General features: G+C 64.9%; 16 protein-coding genes and 1 pseudogene. 13 read left to right on the top strand and 4 right to left on the bottom strand.

Annotated features, from left to right (window positions below; genetic code table 11):
- Positions 1-54: 54 nt before the first annotated feature.
- From APH28_RS18055 to APH28_RS18040, 4 genes are all read left to right on the top strand, one after another.
- The gene (locus tag APH28_RS18055; RefSeq protein ID WP_060511692.1) at positions 55-828 is read left to right on the top strand and encodes an IclR family transcriptional regulator; all 774 of its coding nucleotides are present in this window, start codon (positions 55-57) and stop codon (positions 826-828) included.
- A gap of 64 nt (positions 829-892) precedes the next feature.
- Positions 893-1,552, top strand: a complete 660-nt coding sequence (locus APH28_RS18050; RefSeq protein ID WP_060511689.1) for an ABC transporter ATP-binding protein — start codon at positions 893-895, stop codon at positions 1,550-1,552.
- Positions 1,549-3,996: an FtsX-like permease family protein gene (locus tag APH28_RS18045; protein WP_060511687.1), complete on the top strand. Its 2,448-nt coding sequence runs from the start codon at positions 1,549-1,551 to the stop codon at positions 3,994-3,996. The genes APH28_RS18050 and APH28_RS18045 overlap by 4 nt, the downstream gene beginning before the upstream one ends.
- Positions 3,986-5,050: a lipocalin-like domain-containing protein gene (locus tag APH28_RS18040; protein WP_060511684.1), complete on the top strand. Its 1,065-nt coding sequence runs from the start codon at positions 3,986-3,988 to the stop codon at positions 5,048-5,050. Before APH28_RS18045 ends, APH28_RS18040 begins: the two co-directional genes overlap by 11 nt.
- 48 nt (positions 5,051-5,098) lie before the next feature.
- On the opposite strand, the gene APH28_RS18035 is transcribed toward APH28_RS18040, so the two are convergent.
- The gene (locus APH28_RS18035) at positions 5,099-6,094 is read right to left on the bottom strand and encodes an aldo/keto reductase (RefSeq protein WP_060511683.1); all 996 of its coding nucleotides are present in this window, start codon (positions 6,092-6,094) and stop codon (positions 5,099-5,101) included.
- Between the two features lie 99 nt (positions 6,095-6,193).
- Positions 6,194-7,045, bottom strand: a complete 852-nt coding sequence (locus tag APH28_RS18030; protein WP_060511681.1) for a LysR family transcriptional regulator — start codon at positions 7,043-7,045, stop codon at positions 6,194-6,196.
- A gap of 224 nt (positions 7,046-7,269) precedes the next feature.
- Here APH28_RS18030 and APH28_RS18025 point away from each other — a divergent pair, with 224 nt between their 5' ends.
- From APH28_RS18025 to APH28_RS17990, 8 genes and pseudogenes are all read left to right on the top strand, one after another.
- Complete coding sequence (locus APH28_RS18025; RefSeq protein WP_060511679.1) at positions 7,270-8,004, top strand: gluconate 2-dehydrogenase subunit 3 family protein; 735 nt, start codon at positions 7,270-7,272, stop codon at positions 8,002-8,004.
- Between the two features lie 3 nt (positions 8,005-8,007).
- Positions 8,008-9,792 carry a GMC family oxidoreductase gene (locus APH28_RS18020; protein WP_060511677.1) on the top strand — a complete coding sequence of 595 codons (1,785 nt, stop codon included), beginning with the start codon at positions 8,008-8,010 and terminating at the stop codon, positions 9,790-9,792.
- Between the two features lie 12 nt (positions 9,793-9,804).
- The gene (locus APH28_RS18015; protein ID WP_060511675.1) at positions 9,805-11,040 is read left to right on the top strand and encodes a cytochrome c; all 1,236 of its coding nucleotides are present in this window, start codon (positions 9,805-9,807) and stop codon (positions 11,038-11,040) included.
- A gap of 221 nt (positions 11,041-11,261) precedes the next feature.
- Positions 11,262-12,284 (top strand): LacI family DNA-binding transcriptional regulator, encoded by a 1,023-nt coding sequence (locus APH28_RS18010; RefSeq protein WP_060511673.1) that lies wholly within the window; start codon positions 11,262-11,264, stop codon positions 12,282-12,284.
- A 69-nt stretch (positions 12,285-12,353) separates the two neighbouring features.
- Positions 12,354-13,133 carry a sugar phosphate isomerase/epimerase gene (locus tag APH28_RS18005; protein ID WP_060511671.1) on the top strand — a complete coding sequence of 260 codons (780 nt, stop codon included), beginning with the start codon at positions 12,354-12,356 and terminating at the stop codon, positions 13,131-13,133.
- Positions 13,126-14,076 (top strand): sugar kinase, encoded by a 951-nt coding sequence (locus APH28_RS18000; protein WP_060511669.1) that lies wholly within the window; start codon positions 13,126-13,128, stop codon positions 14,074-14,076. The genes APH28_RS18005 and APH28_RS18000 overlap by 8 nt, the downstream gene beginning before the upstream one ends.
- 63 nt (positions 14,077-14,139) lie before the next feature.
- Positions 14,140-15,424 (top strand): annotated as a pseudogene (locus APH28_RS17995) (MFS transporter).
- 17 nt (positions 15,425-15,441) lie between these two features.
- Positions 15,442-16,407 carry a D-glycerate dehydrogenase gene (locus tag APH28_RS17990; protein WP_060511665.1) on the top strand — a complete coding sequence of 322 codons (966 nt, stop codon included), beginning with the start codon at positions 15,442-15,444 and terminating at the stop codon, positions 16,405-16,407.
- Positions 16,408-16,533: 126 nt separating this feature from the next.
- Here the strand turns inward: APH28_RS17990 and cprA are convergent, their stop codons facing one another.
- Positions 16,534-17,682, bottom strand: a complete 1,149-nt coding sequence (gene cprA, locus APH28_RS17985; protein WP_060511663.1) for a cationic peptide resistance protein CprA — start codon at positions 17,680-17,682, stop codon at positions 16,534-16,536.
- 498 nt (positions 17,683-18,180) lie between these two features.
- On the opposite strand from cprA, the gene APH28_RS17980 reads away from it, so the two are divergent.
- Positions 18,181-18,552 (top strand): hypothetical protein, encoded by a 372-nt coding sequence (locus APH28_RS17980; RefSeq protein WP_156340915.1) that lies wholly within the window; start codon positions 18,181-18,183, stop codon positions 18,550-18,552.
- A 45-nt stretch (positions 18,553-18,597) separates the two neighbouring features.
- On the opposite strand, the gene APH28_RS17975 is transcribed toward APH28_RS17980, so the two are convergent.
- Positions 18,598-19,785, bottom strand: coding sequence for an MFS transporter (locus tag APH28_RS17975; RefSeq protein ID WP_060511659.1), 1,188 nt, complete (start codon positions 19,783-19,785; stop codon positions 18,598-18,600).
- Positions 19,786-19,908: the final 123 nt, after the last annotated feature.

The following is a 19,908-nucleotide window of genomic DNA, read 5'->3' as shown; positions in this document are numbered from 1 at the left end:
CCGTATCTTGCTGGGCATGATGACCATCCACGCACAGACAGGGAGGTCGGATACATGGGCACAGCAACAGACAGCGGCGGCGTGCGCTCAGTGGAGCGTGCGCTGGCCATCGTCGAACTGCTTGGCGAGCATCAGGCCCTGGGGCTGGAGGAACTGCATTACCTCACCGGCCTGCCCAAGGCCACGGCCTCGCGCATGCTCGCCACCTTGCAGGAGCAGGGCTGGGTCTACCGCGGGCTCAGCGACCGGCGATACCGGCTGTGTGCCCGCCGCCTGTTTGGCGACCGCCAGCAGCGCTTCAAGCGTCAGCTGGTGGAAAGCGCTGCGCCGCTGTTGCTGGAGCTGAGCGAGCGCACCGGGCTGGTGGTCGACCTGTCGTGCTTCGACGGCGAGCGACTGGAGGTGATGGAAAGCGCCATTCCGCAGGTGTTGCGCAAGCGCTATCCAAACAACTGCCAGATCGTCGGCCAGCATGCCAGCCTGTTCCATTCGGCGATGGGCCGGGCGTGCCTGAAGGAGTTGGCGGTGGATGAGGTGCAGCGCCTGGCCCGGCATGAGCGGGTCGGCGGCGAAGAGTTGCTGCGTGGCCTGGAAGGGGATGCGCTCAAGGGCTTCGGGCAGCGTACCGAGGGGTATTGGGAGTATCCGGTGCGCTTGCCGTTCCTGATCCGGGCGATTGCCTTGCCGGTGCGGGTGCAGGGGCAACTGGCCGGGAGCATTGCCTTGCACTGGCCGTTGGACCAGGCGCCGGTGGAGCAGGTGTTGAGCCTGCACCTGAACAGCCTGGCGGCGACGGTGGGGGAAGTGCAGCATGCGTTGGTGAACTAGGTTGCCAACAAGCGCTATATGCAGCTATGCCTAAGGTCTGACCTCACAAAAGGCCAAAGCCCCCATGCTGGTCATCGAGCAACTGCACAAGTCATTCCCCACCGCCCAGGGGCCGCTCCAGGTCCTGCGCGGCATCGACCTGACCCTGGCGCGCGGCAGCAGCCTGGCCCTGATGGGCGAATCCGGCAGTGGCAAGAGCACCCTGCTGCACCTGGTCGCCGGCCTGGACCGCGCCGACAGCGGGCGCATCCTCATCGACGGCGAACCCCTGCACGGCCACGGTGAAACCGCCCTGGCCCGTTGGCGGCGCGAGGGCATCGGCCTGGTGTTCCAGCAATACAACCTGATCAGCAGCCTCGACGTGGCAGCCAACCTGGCCTTCCAGGCGCGCCTGGCCAAGCGCCACAACCCGCAGTGGCTGGCCTACCTGGCCGAACGCCTGGGTTTGGCGGCTTTGCTGGACCGCTATCCAGAGCAGCTGTCCGGCGGCCAGCAGCAACGGGTCGCCATTGGCCGGGCGTTGGCCAGCCGGCCGGCGCTGTTGCTCGCCGACGAGCCCACCGGCAGCCTCGACGAAGCCAGCAGCGACGAGGTGCTGGCCTTGCTCCTGCAACTGGTCGGCGAGGCCGGCAGCAGCGTGCTGATGGTGACCCACAGCCCGCGCCTGGCCGCTCGCCTGCAGCACCGTTGCGTGCTGCACCAGGGCCGGGTGCAAGGGTCATGAACAACCTGCTGATCGCCCTGCAGGCACTGGGCAGCCACTGGTGGCGCCACCGCCTGCAGTGCCTCAGCATCTTCACCGGCCTGTGGCTGGCGACGGCCTTGTGGACCGGTGTGCAGGCCCTCAACGCCCAGGCGCGCAGCGACTATGCCCGGGCCAGCGCCGTACTGAGCGGGCCGGCGCACCTGCAGATCACCCCCCGCGACGGGCAGCGTTTCGACCAGGCGCTGTATGTGCAACTGCGCCGGCAAGGCTGGCAGGTGACGCCGGTGCTGGAGGGGCGCTTGCGCCTTGCCGGTGAACCCGCCGTTGCCGTCAGGCTGATCGGCATCGAGCCGCTGAGCCTGCTGCCGGGCATGGCGGTCGCCGGTGCCGACCCGGCAAGCTTCGACTTGCAGGGCTTCATCGACACCCCGGGGCAAGCCTGGGTCGGGCCGGACACCTTGCGCCAATTGGCGGGCAGGCTGCGCACGCTCGATGGCCAGGCGTTGCCGCCACTGATGCTCAACGAACAGCTGGCGCCCGGGGTGATGCTGGTCGATATCGGCGTGGCCCAGGCCTTGCTCGATGCGCCGGGCCAGCTGTCACGGCTGATCAGTGATAGCGACCAGCCGTTGCCGCAGGCGCTTGCCGACCGTTTGAAAGTGCAGCCAGCGGACGATGACACCGATCTGCAACGCCTGACCGCCAGCTTTCATCTGAACCTGACAGCGCTCGGCCTGCTGGCGTTCGTGGTCGGTCTGTTCATCGCCCATGCGGCCATCGGCCTGGCGTTGGAGCAACGACGGGGCCTGATGCGCACGTTGCGCGCGTGTGGCGTCAGCCTGAAGGTGTTGCTGGCGGCTTTAGCCCTGGAGCTGGGCTTGTTCGCTGTGGCCGGTGGCCTGGCCGGTGTGGCGGCGGGTTATCTGCTGGCAGCACTGTTGCTGCCCGATTTTGCCTCCAGCCTGCGTGGCCTGTATGGCGCCCAGGTCTCTGGGCACCTGCATCTGCCGCCGTACGGGTGGCTGATGGGCATAGGGGTGAGCCTGCTGGGTGCCTTGCTGGCCGGCATCGACAGCCTGCTGCGCGCAGCACGGCTACCGCTGCTGGCGTTGGCCCAACCTCAGGCTTGGCGCTTGGCACAGGTGCCCTGGTTGAAGCGCCAGGCTATGGCCGCCGCAGGGCTTGCGGTCATTGCCCTGGGTTGCGGCTACTACGGCAACAGCCTGCCCAGTGCCTTCAGCCTGCTTGCCACGCTGTTGCTGACGGCCGCCTTGTTGTTGCCGGGCGCGTTGGCCGTGTTGCTCGCTGGCCTGGCGCGGCACACCCGGCGACCACTGGCGCAGTGGTTCGTCGCCGACAGCCGCCAGCAATTGCCAGCGCTGAGCCTGGCGCTGATGGCCTTGTTACTGGCATTGGCTGCTAGCGTTGGCGTTGGCGGCATGACCGAAGGTTTCCGCCGAACCTTCGTTGGCTGGCTCGACCAGCGCCTGGCCGCGGACCTGTATGTCACACCCCGCGACAGCGCGCAGGCGTTGCAGATTTACCAGCAATTGCAGCATGACCCCGACGTCAACGCCGCGCTGCCCAGCTGGCGCGTGGAATGGCGCCTGCAGCACTGGCCGGTGCAGGTACAAGGGGTGATTGATCATCCGTTCTACAGCAGCCACTGGCCATTGCTCGAACAGGCGCCAAAGGCATGGGAGCAGGTGGCGATCGGGCAGGGCGCCATGCTCAGCGAACAGCTGGCACGGCGCCTTGGGGTGGGGGTCGGGGCTACCGTGCAGCTGCCGGGCGAGCCGCCGCAAGGCATGCGGGTGGTAGGCATCTACGCCGACTACGGCAACCCGAAAGGGCATGTGCTGGTCAACGCCGACTGGCTGCGCCAGCACGCGGCGACAGCGAGCCTGAGCGGCCTGAGCCTGCTGATTCGGCCTGGGCAGGTTGCGCGGGTGAAGGAGGATTTGCAGCAACGCTATGGCCTGGACGGATCGCAACTGGTCGAACAGGCCAGCCTCAAAGCCTGGTCGACGCAGATATTCAGCCGTACTTTCGCCGTCACCGCCGCGCTGAACAGCCTCACCCTCGGTGTCGCTGGTGTAGCGCTGTTCATCAGCCAGCTGACCTTGGGCCAGCAGCGCCTGGGGCAGTTGGCCCCCCTGTGGGCGTTGGGTGTGCCGCGCCGCTGGCTGGCCTGGCTGAGCCTGGGCCAGACGCTGATGCTCAGCGGTTTCACCGTGTTGCTGGCGATCCCCCTCGGGCTGCTGCTGGCCTGGTGCCTGGTGGCGGTGGTGAACGTGCAGGCATTCGGCTGGCGGTTGCCCTGGCATGTGTTTGCCAGCCAACTGGTACAACTGGCCGCGCTCGGTGTGCTGACCAGCCTGCTGGCCAGCGCGTGGCCGTTGTGGCAACTGGCGCGGCGCCAGCCGAGCGAGCTGTTGCGCAGGTTCGCCGATGAAGGTTGAGGCCTGGCTGTTGCTGGCCTGCCTGCTGCTGGCCGGGTGTGATGCGCCTGCGCCACCGGCCAGGAGTTATGCCGGCCTTGGTGCCGAGGCGGCAGCGTTCAAGCAGGTCACCCGCGACACCGCGCTGTTGTTCCCCCGCGACCATGGCGCCCACGACGGCTATCGCATCGAGTGGTGGTACGTCACGGCAAACCTGCGTGATGCCAAGGGGCGTGACTGGGGCGTGCAGTGGACGCTGTTCCGCTCGGCTTTGCGTCCCGGTCCCGAAACCCACGGCTGGAACAGCCCCAACCTGTGGATGGGCCACGCTGCCCTGACCGATCCGCGCGGCCATCAGGTCAGCGAAACGCTGGCACGTGGCGGCATTGGCCAGGCTGGCGTTGAAACCGGGCCGTTTCGGGCGTGGATCAACAACTGGTCGCTGCAAGGCGATGACAGCATCCACCGTTTGCAGATGCATGCCAGCGGCCAGGGTTTTGCCTACGACCTGACCCTGGCCAGCGACCAGCCACTGGTGCTGCACGGTGATCGGGGTTACAGCGAAAAGTCCGGCAAGGGCCAGGCTTCGTACTATTACAGCCAGCCGTTCTACCAGGTCAGCGGCGAAGTCGAGCGGGACGGGCAACGCATTCCGGTAACCGGGCAGGCCTGGCTGGACCGGGAGTGGAGCAGCCAGCCGCTGGCGGCCGGGCAGAGCGGCTGGGACTGGTTCTCGCTGCACCTGGGCAGTGGTGCCAAGTTGATGCTGTTTCAGGTACGGGAAGACCAGGGGCAACCGTACCGGGCCGGGACTTGGGTTGGCCCTGACGGGCAGGTACGGGCGCTACAGGGTGCAGAGGTCGCGCTGACGCCGCTGGCCTGGGCTGATCAGGACAACGGCAAGCGCGTACCGACCCGTTGGCGGGTTCAAGTGCCCGCCGTGCAAGTGGATGTGCAAGTCGAAGCGGTGCAAACCAGGGCCTGGATGGGCACGCGGTTCCCGTATTGGGAGGGGCCGGTGCGGGTGAGTGGCAGCGCACAAGGGCGCGGGTATCTGGAGATGACGGGGTATTAGCGCCGTCATCTACGGGTGCCGGCAGGTCTGGATTATCGCCCAGGTGTTTTACTTGAAGCCTGTCACCGCATGCGGCACATAAGGCGCTTCCAGCCGGGCGATTTCCTCGGCGCTCAGCTGGAACGCCAGCGCCCCGATCGCATCATCCAGCTGTGTCACCTTCGAGGCTCCGACAATCGGCGCCGACACCCCACGCTTGGCCAGCACCCAGGCCAGCGCCACCTGGGCCATCGGCACGCCGCGCTCGCCAGCGACCTGCTCGACCACATCGATCACCCGGCCATCTTCCGCTTCGGTCTTTTCATAGAACGACTGCCCGGAAATATCAGTGCGGGTGCGTTCGGTCTGCTGCCCATGGGGGCGGGTCAGCCGGCCGCGGGCCATCGGGCTCCAAGGCATCAGGCCGACACCCTGGTCGAGGCACAGCGGGATCATCTCGCGCTCTTCCTCGCGGTAGATCAGGTTGAGGTAGTTCTGCATCGACACGAAGCGGCTCCAGCCGTTGCTGGTCGCCACCTGCTGGGCCTTGGCGAACTGCCAGGCATACATCGACGAGGCGCCGATATAGCGTGCCTTGCCGGCCTTGACCACATCGTGCAGGGCTTCCATGGTCTCTTCGATGGGCGTGTGGTAGTCCCAGCGGTGGATCTGGTACAGGTCGACGTAATCGGTGCCCAGGCGGGTCAGGCTGGCGTCGATGCTGGCCATGATCGCCTTGCGTGACAGGCCCTGTTCGTTAGGGCGGGTGCTGCCTTCCCACATGTTGGCGGGGAAGAACACCTTGGTGGCGATCACTGTTTCGTCGCGGCGGGTGAATGCCTTCAGCAGCTTGCCAAGGATGATTTCCGAGGTGCCGGCCGAGTAGCTGTTGGCGGTGTCGAAGAAGTTGATGCCTTGCTCGACGGCGTGGCGGATGATCGGGCGGCTGTCGGCTTCGCCCAGGGTCCAGGGATGGGTGCCGGCGTCCGGCTCGCCGAAGGTCATGCAGCCCAGGCACAGTTTCGAGATGTCCAGGCCGGTGTTGCCCAGTTTGACGTATTGCATCCGCGGCTCCTCAGTGATCGGTTGTGCGATGCAGGGCAGCTTAGCGGTGATGGGTGCCTGCGAAAATCCCGAATCGGTGCAGGCGCATTCTGCATAAATTCACAAGCGCAGCAGCGGCTTGACCTGTTGCTGCAAGAAGTCGGTGACGGCCTTGATGCGGGGTGTGTTGCGCACATCCTCGTGTACCGCCAGCCAGATCTCGATGCTCATGGTCTGTTCGTCCTTGCCGGCGACCTCCAGGCCATGCTCCTGCGCGATGAATGCCGGCAGGCAGGCGATACCGACGCCGCCAGCCGCCGCTTGGGCCTGGATGCGCAAGTCGTTGCTCTGCAGCACGAAGGGCTGGTTGCCGCTCTGGCTGAGCAGCCACTGTTGCTGAGGTGACTTGGCCTGGGATTCGTCGTAGCCGATGTAACGCGGCGTGCCAGCGCTGCGCAGGTAGGCGGTTGCGGCATACAGCCGGTAATCCAGGTAGCCCAGCAGGCTGGCGACCAGCGTCGGTTCGGTGGGCCTGGCCAGGGTGATGCTGATATCGGCTTCACGCCGGGCCAGCGAGGCCCGCGACTTGCTGCCGACCAGCTTCAGGCGCAGTTGCGGGTAGCGCTGCAGCAGCGCGCCCAGGCGCCGGGCAATGATGCTGCCAAGCAGCGCGGGCGGGGCGGCCATCACCACTTCGCCTTCCACGTGCTGCTGGCCGGCATTGGCAAAGTGCTCCAGGGCAAATGACGACTGGGTCATCTGCTCGGCGTATTCGCCCACCCGGCGGCCTTCCTCGGTCAGCGCGTAGGCCCTGGGACGGCGGTCGACCAGCTTGAGGTTCAAGGCGGCTTCCAGCGCGGCGATGCGCCGGGCCACGGTGGCGTGGTCGACATTCAGTTGCCTGGCCGCAGCTGACAGCGATCCGGTACTGATGAAGGCGGAGAAATGGCGCAGATCTTCCCAATCGAACATGGCAGGCCTCTGAAGTAGAGCGGCATGATACGGCCTTTGCGCGATTGACAGTCGTAGAGCAGTGCTGCTTTATCAGGATGGGTATGTCAATCGCCAAATCGACGCATCCAGTGAAACCGGTTTCAAAAGATGTCCAAACCCGCTAGATTACGCGGCTTTTCCGGCCCTGGCCGGACACCAGATGGCGCAACCCAAGGCCGCCCTAATGCTGATGAGGATTCGAAATGTCTGAGCATGCCCCCGACAACCCGCGCCGGGACTTCCTGCGCAAGACCTTGACCTTCATACCGGTGGTCACCGTGGCCAGTACCGGCCTCGGTGCCGGTCAGCTGCTGGCCGAGCCGGTACGCGAGCCCAAGGTGCCGGCCACCCCGCCTGCGGGCCACTATCAGCCGACCTTCTTCACCGCCGAAGAGTGGGCCTTCGTGCAAGCGGCCGTGTCGCGCATCATCCCCGCCGACGAACTCGGCCCGGGTGCGCTGGAAGCGGGCGCCGCCGAATTCATCGACCGCCAGATGAACACCCCTTACGCCACCGGCGCCCAGTGGTACATGCAAGGCCCGTTCAAGGCCGATGCGGCCCCGGAGCTCGGCTACCAGCTGCAACTCAGCCCGCAACAGATTTACCGCCTGGGCATCGCTGCCACGGAGGCTTGGTGCAAGAACGCCAGCGGTAAAACCTTTGCCGAGCAAGATAGCGCTACCCGAGACAAGATTCTCGCCAAGATCGAAGCCGGTGAGATCGTCTTCGAGCAGTTGCCGGCCAAGGTGTTCTTCAGTTTGCTGGTGCAGAACACCCGTGAAGGCTTCTTCTGCGACCCGATCCACGGCGGCAACAAGGGCATGGTCGGCTGGACGCAGATTGGCTTCCCGGGCGCCCGGGCAGATTTCATGGATTGGGCCGAGCGCAACGAGCCTTACCCGTTCCCGGCCGTTTCGATTCGTGGCGAGAGGGCATAAGACATGGCCAATGCAATGAAAAAGGCTGACGTGGTGATCGTCGGTTTCGGCTGGGCCGGCGCGATCATGGCCAAGGAGCTCACCGAAGCCGGGCTGCAGGTGGTGGCGCTGGAGCGCGGGCCGATGCAGGACACTTACCCGGACGGCAGTTACCCGCAGGTGATTGATGAACTGACCTACAGCGTGCGCAAGAAGCTGTTCGTCGATGTGTCGAAAGAAACCGTCACCATCCGCCACAGCGTCAACGATGTCGCGCTGCCCAACCGCCAGCTCGGCGCCTTCCTGCCGGGCAAGGGCGTTGGCGGTGCCGGCCTGCACTGGTCGGGCGTGCACTTTCGGGTCGACCCGATCGAGCTGCGCATGCGCAGCCACTATGAGGAGCGCTACGGCAAGCGCTTCATCCCCGAAGACATGACCATCCAGGACTTCGGCGTCAGCTACGAGGAACTGGAGCCGCACTTCGACTTCGCCGAGAAGGTGTTCGGCACCTCGGGCCAGGCCTGGACCGTGAACGGCAAACGAGTGGGCGAAGGGAAGGGCGGCAACCCCTACGCCCCTGACCGTTCCAACCCGTTCCCGCTGGCATCGCAAAAGAACGTGGTGTCGGCCAAGTTGTTCGAAAAGGCCGCGGCCAGCCTTGGCTACAAGCCCTACAACCTGCCGTCGGCCAACACCTCCGGGCCGTACACCAACCCGTACGGCGCGCAGATGGGGCCGTGCAACTTCTGCGGCTTCTGCAGCGGCTACGTCTGCTACATGTACTCCAAGGCTTCGCCGAACGTGAACATCCTGCCAGCGCTGCGCCAGGTGCCGAATTTCGAGCTGCGCGCCAACGCCCATGTGCTGCGGGTGAACCTGGACGACAGCAAGCGCAAGGCCACCGGCGTGACCTACATCGATGCCCAGGGCCGCGAAGTGGAGCAGCCGGCGGATATCGTCATCCTCGCCGCCTTCCAGTTCAACAACGTGCGCCTGATGCTGCTGTCCGGCATCGGCAAGCCTTATGACCCGATCAAGAACGAAGGCGTGGTCGGCCGTAACTTCGCCTACCAGAACATGGGCACGGTCAAGGCGTTTTTCGACAAGGACACCTACACCAACAACTTCATCGGCGCTGGCGGCAACGGCGTGGCCATCGACGACTTCAACGCCGACAACTTCGATCATGGGCCGCACGGCTTCGTCGGCGGCTCACCGATGTGGGTCAACCAGGCCGGTACCCGGCCGATTGCCGGGGGCGGCACGCCACCGGGCACCCCGGCCTGGGGCAGCGCCTGGAAAAAGGCCACCGCCGACTATTACACCCATCAGGTATCGATGGACGCCCACGGTGCGCACCAGTCGTACCGCGGCAACTACCTCGACCTCGACCCGACCTACCGCGATGCCTACGGCCAGCCGCTGCTGCGCATGACCTTCGACTGGCAGGAAAACGACATCAGGATGAACCAGTTCATGGTCGACAAGCTGAGCAAGATCGCCCAGGCGATGAACCCTAAGTCCATCGCCATCCTCGGCAAGAAGGTCAAGGAGCACTTCAACACCGCCAGCTACCAGACCACCCACCTCAACGGTGGCGCGATCATGGGCAGCGACCCGAAGACCAGTGCGCTCAACCGCTACCTGCAGAGCTGGGACGTGCACAACGTGTTCGTCCCTGGGGCTTCGGCGTTCCCCCAGGGCTTGGGTTACAACCCCACGGGTCTGGTAGCCGCGCTGACCTACTGGTCGGCCCGGGCGATCCGCGAGCAGTACCTGAAGAACCCCGGCCCGCTGGTCAAGGCTTGAGGAGCGATGAACATGAAGAACCTGTTGATCGCAACCTTGTTGCTGGGCGCCACGGCAGCCCAGGCCGACGATGCCCTGGTGAAGAAGGGCGAGTACCTGGCCCGTGCAGGTGACTGCGTGGCGTGCCATACGGCCAAGGGCGGCAAACCCTTTGCCGGCGGCTTGCCGATGGAAACCCCGATCGGCACGGTGTACTCCACCAACATCACCCCGGACGCCAGTGGCATCGGCCAGTACAGCTTCACCGACTTCGACCAGGCCGTGCGCAAAGGCATCGCCAAGGACGGCAGCACCTTGTACCCGGCCATGCCGTACCCGTCCTATGCGCGGGTCAGTGATGACGACATGCAGGCGCTGTATGCGTACTTCATGCAGGGCGTCGAGCCGGTCGTGCAACCCAACAAGCCGACCGATATCCCCTGGCCCCTGAGCATGCGCTGGCCGCTGTCAATCTGGCGCGGGCTGTTCGCCCCCGAGGTGAAGGCCTGGCAGGCACCAGCCGGCGCAGACCCGGTGGTCAGCCGTGGTGCGTACCTGGTCGAAGGGCTGGGCCACTGTGGCGCGTGCCATACCCCACGCGCCCTGACCATGCAGGAAAAGGCCCTGAGCCCGGCCGATGGCGAGCAGTTCCTCGCCGGCAGTGCGCCGCTGGAAGGCTGGATCGCCAAGAACCTGCGCGGCGACCACAAGGACGGCCTGGGCAGCTGGAGCGAGGAGCAGCTGGTGCAGTTCCTCAAGACCGGCCGCAGCGACCGCAGCGCGGTGTTCGGCGGCATGAGCGACGTGGTCGAGCACAGCATGCAGCACCTGAGCGACGCCGACCTGACCGCCATTGCCCGTTACCTCAAGACCCTGCCGCCAAGCGATCCGAACGACACGCCGCACGTGTATGACAAGCAGGTGGCCGATGCCTTGTGGCAGGGTGACGACAGCAAGCCCGGAGCGTCGGTGTACATCGACAACTGCGCGGCCTGCCACCGTACCGATGGCCATGGCTACACCCGGGTGTTTCCGGCGCTGGCGGGCAACCCGGTGGTGCAGACGGCCGATGCCACCTCGCTGATCCATGTGGTACTGGCAGGCGGGACCGTGCCGGCGACCCATACCGCGCCGTCGAACTTCACCATGCCGGCGTTCGGCTGGCGCTTGAGCGACCAGGAAGTGGCCGATGTGGTGAACTTCATTCGCAGCAGCTGGGGGAACCAAGGCAACGCGGTGAGCGCCGCTGAGGTGAAGAGCCTCCGTTAGGCCCGGCGCATGAATTTGTAGGAGCGGCCTTGTGTCGCGAAAGGGCCGCAAAGCGGCCCCAATAATCAGCATCGTCGGTGAATTCTGGGGCTGCTGCGCAGCCCTTTCGCGACACAAGGCCGCTCCTACAATCAATGGTAGGTTGACGAACGCGCAAGGTTTTGCTGTATTGAAACCGGTTTCATTGGCCGTCACCCGACAACAATCACAAGGGCTCCGCAATGACCGATTCACCCTCCAATCCCCGCGAGCGGGTGACCATCAGCGAAGTGGCACGTGTGGCCGGTGTGTCCAAGGCCACGGTCTCGCGCTACATTGGCGGCGATCGTCAGCTGCTGGCCGAAGCCACCGCCAAGCGCCTGGAAGCGGTCATCGAACGGCTGGGCTACCGGCCCAACCAGATGGCCCGCGGCCTGAAGCGTGGCCAGACACGCCTGATCGGCATGCTCGTGGCCGACATACTCAACCCCTATTCTGTGGCCGTGATGCACGGCGTGGAAACCGCCTGCCGCCAGCACGGCTACAGCCTGGTGGTATGCAACACCAACCGCGACGACGAGCAGGAGCGCCACCACCTGAAGGCCCTGCAGTCCTATAACGTCGAAGGGCTTATCGTGAACACCCTTGGCCGCCACCCGGGCGAACTGCTGAACCTGCAGCGCGACATCCCCATGGTGCTGGTCGACCGACAACTGCCGGAGCTCAAGGTCGACCTGGTGGGCCTGGACAACACCGATGCCATCGAGCAGGCGCTGGACCATCTGCAGGCGCGGGGCTACCGCGACATTCTCGCGGTCACCGAACCGCTCGACGGCACCAGCTCGCGCCTGGAGCGGGTGCAGGCCTTTACCGCCTCCATCAGCAATCGCAACGGCATGCGCCAGCAATTGCTGGAGGTCGACCCCGGTTTGCCGGCCAAGCTTGGCGCCTTCCTTGCCAGCAACGGCCATGGCCCGCAGGCGATCTTCACCTTCAACGGCGTGGCCACATTGGCGGTTAGCCGGGTACTGCACGATGCGGGCTGCAATCTGTTCAGCGACGTGGGCCTGATCGCCCTCGACGAACTGGACTGGTACCCCCTGGTCGGCAGCGGCATCACTGCACTGGCCCAGCCAACCGAGCGCATTGGCGTGGCCGCATTCGAGTGCCTGCTCGAACGCCTGCGCGGCAGCAACGACGTGCCTCGACGCATCGACTTCAAGGCACAGCTGATTACCCGCGGTTCCACTCAAGCACAGGAATAACCTGCGGTCAGCAACGCTGCCCGCTTTGATGCAACTAAAAATGAAACCGGTTTCATAAGGATAACAACAATGCATGCGAACCCCGTTTCCATCAGTCTCTCCAGCTACGGCGCCGGTCTCGTGCGCCAGCGTGGCCAGCAGAGTTTTGTCGAACTGCTGGCGGCTGCCGGCGTCAGTCGCATCGAACTGCGCGAAGAGTTGTTCGATGCAGCGCCCGACACGGTCGCGCTTTCGGCAGCGATCGCAGCCTCTGGTCTGGAATGCCTGTATTCCTCGCCGCTGGAGTTGTGGACGGCGCAAGGCGAGCCAGCCCCGCAACTGCCGGCGAAGCTGGCGCTGGCCAAGGCCCTGGGCGCCGTGGCGCTGAAGGTTTCACTGGGGCATTACCATGAGCAATGCGATCTCAGCGCCTTGCAGGCACTGCTGCGCGAGGGTGATCCTGTGTTGCTGGTGGAGAATGACCAGACCCCGCAAGGCGGGCGCATCGAGCCACTGCTGCGTTTCTTCCAGCATGCGCAGGGCTGGGGGATGCCGCTGGGCATGACCTTCGACATCGGCAACTGGCAATGGCAGGGCGAGTCCGCTTTGCAGGCCGCTCGCCAGCTCGGCCGCTGGGTGCGCTACGTGCACTGCAAGGCCGTGCAGCAAGGTGCAGATGGCCGCTTGCACGCCGTGCCGCCCAAGGCTGGCGACCTGCTGGCCTGGGAGGCGCTGTTCGATGAATTCAGCCCCGGCCTGGTGCGCGCGGTGGAATACCCCCTGGTCAGCGATGACCTGTTGGCGCTGACCCGCGCCCAGGTGCATGACCTGGCGCGGCTGGGGCTGGGCGAGGAGGTGAGCCATGCTTGAGCATGACGTGCTGTGTTTCGGCGAAACCATGGCCATGTTCGTCGCCGAGCAGGCCGGCGACCTGGCCAGTGTCGGCGCCTTCGGCAAACGCATCGCCGGCGCCGATAGCAACGTTGCCATCGGCCTGGCCCGCCTGGGCTTTCGCGTGCGCTGGCTGAGCCGGGTCGGTGCCGACTCGCTGGGGCGGTTCGTGCTCGAAAGCTTGCGCCAAGAGGGTCTGGATTGCAGCAGTGTCGAGGTTGATGCCAGCCGGCCAACCGGCTTTCAGCTGAAAAGCCGCTGCGATGATGGCAGCGACCCGGTTGTGGAGTACTTCCGCAGCGACTCCGCCGCCAGTCGCCTGTCCACCGCGCTGCTCGACCCGGCGCTGCTGCAGGCCCGCCACCTGCATGCCACAGGCATTCCGCCTGCGCTGTCGGCCAGCTGCCGGGCACTGTCCCATGCGTTGATCGACGGCATGCGCGCGGCCGGGCGCAGTGTTTCCTTCGACCCGAACCTACGCCCGTCGCTCTGGCCGGACCGCATGACCATGATCCGTGAAATCAACGCCCTGGCGGTGAAGGCCCACTGGGTGCTGCCCGGCCTGGAAGAGGGCCGTTTGCTGACCGGCCAGCACACACCCGCCGATATCGCTGCCTTCTACCTCGACCAGGGCGTAGAGCACGTGGTGATCAAGCTCGGTGATGCGGGGGCCTACTACCACAATGGCCGTGGCGCGGGGCAGGTTGCCCCGGTGCCGGTGGCCAAGGTGGTGGACACCGTGGGCGCCGGTGATGCCTTTGCCGTCGGCGTGGTCAGCGCGCTGCTCGAAGGCCGCCCGCTGGCCGACGCCGTGGCGCGCGGCAACTGGTGCGGCAGCCGCGCCGTGCAATCGCGTGGCGACATGGAAGGCCTGCCACACCGTCATGAACTGCAGGCGCACGAACTGCGCAGAAGTGCCTGAACCGCTGAACGCCGGCCTGCCGGCCCTGTTGCGACAAAAACAACAAGCTCAGGAGAACGTTTCATGCAACCGACTCGCCTCGCACCACGCCGCTGGTGGTACATCATCCCGATCGTCTTCATCACCTACAGCCTGGCCTACCTTGACCGCGCCAACTACGGCTTTGCCGCAGCCTCGGGCATGGCCGACGACCTGAAGATCACCCCTGTGTTGTCCTCGCTGCTGGGGGCGTTGTTCTTCCTTGGCTACTTCTTCTTCCAGGTACCGGGCGCGATCTACGCCGAAAAGCGCAGCGTGAAGAAATTGATCTTCGTGAGCCTGATCCTCTGGGGCGGGCTGGCAACCCTGACCGGGATGATCAGCAACGTCTACCTGCTGATCGCCATTCGTTTTCTGCTCGGCGTGGTGGAAGCAGCGGTGATGCCGGCCATGCTGGTGTACCTGTGCCACTGGTTCACCCGCGCCGAGCGCTCGCGGGCCAATACCTTCCTGATGCTCGGCAACCCGGTGACCATCCTGTGGATGTCGGTGGTCTCGGGCTACCTGATCAAGCACTTCGACTGGCGCTGGATGTTCATCATCGAGGGCTTGCCGGCGGTGCTCTGGGCCTTCATCTGGTGGCGCCTGGTGGATGACCGGCCAGCCCAGGTGAAGTGGCTGAGCGAACAGGAAAAGGCCGAACTGCAGCAGGCCCTGGCCGCTGAGCAGCAAGGCATCAAGCCCGTGAAGAATTACCGCGAGGCGTTCCGCTCGCCACAGGTGATCGTGCTGTCGCTGCAGTACTTCTGCTGGAGCATCGGGGTGTATGGCTTCGTGCTGTGGTTGCCGTCGATCCTCAAGCAGGCGGCCAATGTCGATATCGTCGAGGCCGGCTGGCTGGCCTCGGTGCCGTACATGGCGGCCGTGCTGGGCATGATCGGTGTGTCGTGGGCCTCGGACCGGCTGCAGAAGCGCAAGCGCTTCGTCTGGCCCCCGCTGCTGATCGCTGCCGTCGCGTTCTACGGCTCCTACGCCTTGGGCGCCGAGCACTTCTGGCTGTCCTATGCACTGCTGGTGATTGCCGGCGCGTGCATGTATGCCCCTTATGGCCCGTTCTTCGCCATCGTGCCGGAGATCCTGCCGAGCAACGTGGCCGGTGGGGCCATGGCGCTGATCAACAGCATGGGCGCGCTGGGTTCGTTCGGTGGCTCGTGGCTGGTGGGCTATCTCAATGGCGCCACTGGCGGCCCGGGCGCCTCTTACCTGTTCATGTCGGGGGCGCTGCTGACTGCAGTGGCGTTGACCGCCGTATTGAAAACCTCACAGACCTCAGGCCGGGCCAAGCGCGGCGGCCCGCGCCTGGCCATGAGCCAATAGGAAACAGCCATGAAGAAACGCATCGTCTTGTACAAACGCCTGTCCGACGCCTTGCTGGCGAAGCTGGAGGAGCAGGTGGAGGTGACCTGGGTGGACACCGCCGCCGCCGATGGCCTGGCGCGCCTGCGTGACGCCCTGCCGGGGGCGCATGGCTTGTTGGGCGCCAGTTTGCGCCTGGACAGCGAGCTGCTCGACCTGGCACCGCAGCTGGAGGTGATCTCCAGCGTGTCGGTGGGCGTCGACAACTACGATATCGCCGACCTGACACAGCGCGGGGTGATGCTGACCAACACCCCTGACGTACTCACCGAGACCACGGCCGATACCGGCTTTGCCTTGATCCTGGCCACCGCGCGGCGGGTAGTGGAACTGGCCGATTGGGTTCGTGAGGGGAACTGGCAGGCCAGCCTGGGGCCGGCGCACTTCGGTACCGATGTGCATGGCAAGACCTTGGGCATCGTCGGTATGGGGCGCATTGGTGAAGCGCTGGCGCGGCGTGGCGCTGCCGGGTTCGGCATGCGAGTGCTGTACCACAGTTCGCGGGCCAAGCCCGAGGTCGAGGCGCGTTACGATGCGCGCTACAGCAGCCTGGATGCGCTGCTGGCCGAGGCGGATTATGTGTGCCTCACGGTGCCGCTCAGTGCCAGCACCGAGGGCTTGATCGGCGCCCGTGAGCTGGGCTTGATGAAGCCCGAGGCGATCCTGGTGAACATTGCCCGTGGGCGGGTGGTGGATGAAGCTGCGTTGATTGATGCGTTGCAGGCGAAGCGGATTCGCGGGGCAGGGCTGGATGTGTTCGTGCAAGAGCCGTTGGCCGTCGACTCGCCGTTGTTGCAGCTCGAAAACGTGGTGGCGACACCGCATATCGGTTCGGCGACCTACGAGACGCGGGAGGCCATGGCGCGCTGTGCAGTGGTCAATCTGCTAAGCGCCTTGGCAGGCCAGCGCCCGCCGAACCTGGTCAACGAGCAGTAACGCCGAAACCTGTGGGAGCGGGCTTGCCCGCGAACACCGGCGAAGCCGGTGCCATGCACCGAGTCGCTTTCTTCGCGGGCACGCCCGCTCCCACAGGGAAGGCGGGTCATGCGTTGGCAGGGTGGCTTACTTGAAATCCCACTGCATCTGGGTGGCGATACTCACGCCGCTGGACGATTTCACGCACACATCCAGGTAATCGGTGAACCGCGGCGGTACGGCGATGCCTTCTTCAAGCAGGCGGCTGTTGTCGAACAGGTAGTTGAGGTCGGCAAAGCCGCTGTACAAGCGCAGGGCGCGCAGCACCAGGCGCGGGTTGGCCGGGCCGATGCGCGCTTCAAAGTCCTGGGCCAGGCTCTTCAGGTCATCCACATCGACCTTGCGGTAGCGCTCGCCCACTGGCTCCGCGCCGTTGGCGTGGGCAAAGGCCTGGTCGATCTCGCCAAAGGTGCAGGCCGCCTGGTGGCCGGCGGAGATGTGGTACAGGTTGTGCTCCAGCCGTGGTTTGAGGGTCAGGCCGATCAGCGCTTCGGCGCAGTAGTCGACCGGGATCACATCGATCTGCTCGTCCAGCTCGCAGGTGAAGCTCTCCAGCGCAAAGCCCATGCGGAACACCCAGAAGATGCTCGCCGACGCCTGGCAACCGAGGGTGCGGTGGCCCACCACGATGGACGGGCGCGCCACCACCAGCGGCAATTGCGGCAGCTGCTCGCTCATGCGCCGTTCGATCTCGGCTTTGGAGGCGGTGTAGTCGACCAGTTGCTGCTCGGCGGCCGGGAAGTCCCACGACTCGCTGATCGGCGACTCGCGTTGTGGCCCGCAGCTCATCGCCGTGCCCACGTGCAGGAAGCGCTTGAGGCGCGTCGAGCGGCTCATCACTTCGGCAAAGGCGTAGGTGCCTTCGACATTGACCGGCCAGATGTTCGGGTTCTTCGAGAACGAAGCCACCGCCGCGCAGTTGATCACCCGGTCGATCTGCATCAGCCGCGGTGTGGCCTCGGCCAGCCAGCCGGTGTCGAGGAAGTCGCCGCAAATGATCTGGTCGGCGCGCAGGGCCAGGCAGTCGCGCTCGTCAACACCGTGTTGGCGCAGGTTGTCACGCAGGCGTTCCAGGCCTTGCTCACGGCTGTCGGCGCGTACCAGGAAACACAAGTTGGCGCTGCGGCCACTGGCAATCAATTGGGCCGTTACCGAACCACCGAGAAATCCGGTGGCGCCCGTCAATAGCAGATGTTCGTGAAGTTCGAAGTTGATGTGTGGGGCAGGCGCGTTCATAAACTTCCTCTGAAAAGTTTATTGGCTTATATCGAGGTTTGAGCTCGTGCCGGGAGCGCGCAGGGACTGGCGTTCAGCTCGGAGCGTGGCCGATTGTCAGGGCGTTGGGAGGGAAGTTGCAATTAACGAAATGCGGGTTTCATGTGAAACAAAAGTTAATGAAAGTTTGAGGCTTCATTAATTAAGTGATGCGCCATGCAACCATGACACAGCGGTTGTTATCAACCAGTGAGACAGATGTGAAAAATACCTTCGGTCAGCTGCGCCTGGGGCATGCGCGGCAGCTGCCACAGCACACCGACAAGCCGATGTCGGAGGTTGCCATTGCCAGCCGGTTTCCCGTTTCTCGTCATTCTAGCGGCGCGGCAGCGCCTCGGCCGAGGGCTACCCGCAAGCCCCCCCCGTAAGAATTTATTTTTCGCGTCGATGCCACTTTTTCGACATCACGACACTCCCACCCTTACGAGCTATCTCTTTCGCAGGGTAGGGGCCAGAAAAATGCCACTGACGTTTACGCCACAACAACAGCTGAGGGCCTGCGTAATGCAGGTGCTGTGCCCGCGGGCGGGTGAACTGTTCGCACGGATGAATGAAGCCTTGTCGGAAAACCCGGCGGCTTGCGAGCGTGAAGAACTTTCGGAAACCCTGTTGGCACGCATCGAAGACATGGTTGCCAAAAAGCCTCAGGCGACGGCCTTTTTTGCCTATCAGCTGCGCGCCTGGAGCAACGAGGGCTACCTGCCGCCGCACAGCGTCACGGCGATGTACATGATGGGCAAGGCATTGCACGGCAGTACGGGGGAGGCGGTGGAGCTGGCGCCCTCGACCAGGGTTTCGTTGCAGCGCTTGCTGGGTTGTGCCCAGCCTTGATCCCGGCCCCGTCGCGGCATGCCCGCGAAGAGGCCGAGCAAGCGGTCAGTGCCCGTCTTTCATGCGGCGTGCCACCAGGTAGATCACCAAGCCTGCCAGTGCGGTGGCCGCACCGATGTAACCGGTACTGGTCCAGCCCATACCGGCGCTGATGGCCATGCCGCCAAACCAGGGTCCCAGGGCATTGGCCAGGTTGAAGGCGGCGTGATTGGAAGCGGCCGCCAGGCTTGGCGCTTCATGGGCGATGTCCATCAGGCGGATCTGCAGCGGTGCCGCCAGGGCAATCATGGTACCGACCAGGCCGATCCCCAGCAGCACCGACCACAGCGCGTGGGCGGCGAAGCTGAAGAACAGCAGCACGGCCGCCGACCAGACCAGGACGATACCCACGGCGCGGAACTGCAGGCGGTCGAACAGCTTGCCGCCGGCAATGTTGCCGATGATGCCGCCAGCGCCGAACGCAGCCAGGCCGAAGGGGATCCACTCCGGCGACACCTGGGTCACTTGCAGCATGGTCGGTGCCAGGTAGCTGAACACGCAGAACATGCCGGCAAAACCGATCGCGGCAATGCTCAGCGCCATCCACACCTGCGGCAGGGTGAAGGCTTGCAGCTCCTTGCGGGGGTCACTGCGCGGTTCGTCATGGGGCTGCGGCACGTAGCGCCAGACCAGCGCAATGGTGCACAGGGCGATGGCACCAACCAGCAGGAATGCCGAACGCCAGCCGAAGAACTGGCCAAGGAACGTCGCTACCGGGTTGCCCAGCAGCATCGCCAGGGTCAGGCCCATCATCACCCGGGCCACGGCGCCGGCGCGCTGGTTGCTGGGCACCATGCTCGACGCCACCACGGCGGCAATCCCGAAGTAGGCACCATGGGGCAGGCCGCTGATGAAGCGGAAGGCGACCATGCTGGAAAACGATGGGGCAAAGGCAGTGGCCAGGTTGCCGATGGCATACAGCGCCATCAGCAACAGCAGCATGTGCTTGCGCAGCAGCTTGGCACCGAGGATGGCCAGGGTTGGGGCGCCGACCACCACGCCCAGCGCGTAGGCGCTGATGGCATGGCCGACTTGCGGCTCGCTCAAGTGCAGGTTGCTGGCGATATCGGGCATCAGGCCCATGATGGCGAATTCGCCGGTGCCGATGGCGAAGCTGCCCAGCGCCATGGCAGCTTCCATCTTGCCGACGTCGCCTTTGGATACGGCGAGCGGCGGTAATTCCTGAACAGACATTACGGTCCCTTTTTAAACACGTTGAAACATACTGAAACGTTTAACGAGGGATCATACCATTCAGAATTGCCACGTTGGGGCGGTTGGGCGGCGATGGGCATGCAGCCATCTCTGGCTCAACCG

Origin of the sequence: Pseudomonas sp. NBRC 111124 (assembly GCF_001320245.1) — a bacterium.
In the GTDB taxonomy this organism is placed as follows: Bacteria; Pseudomonadota; Gammaproteobacteria; order Pseudomonadales; family Pseudomonadaceae; genus Aquipseudomonas.
The sequence above is the reverse complement of the archived record's forward strand: the minus strand, read 5'-3'. Positions and strand labels throughout refer to the sequence as shown.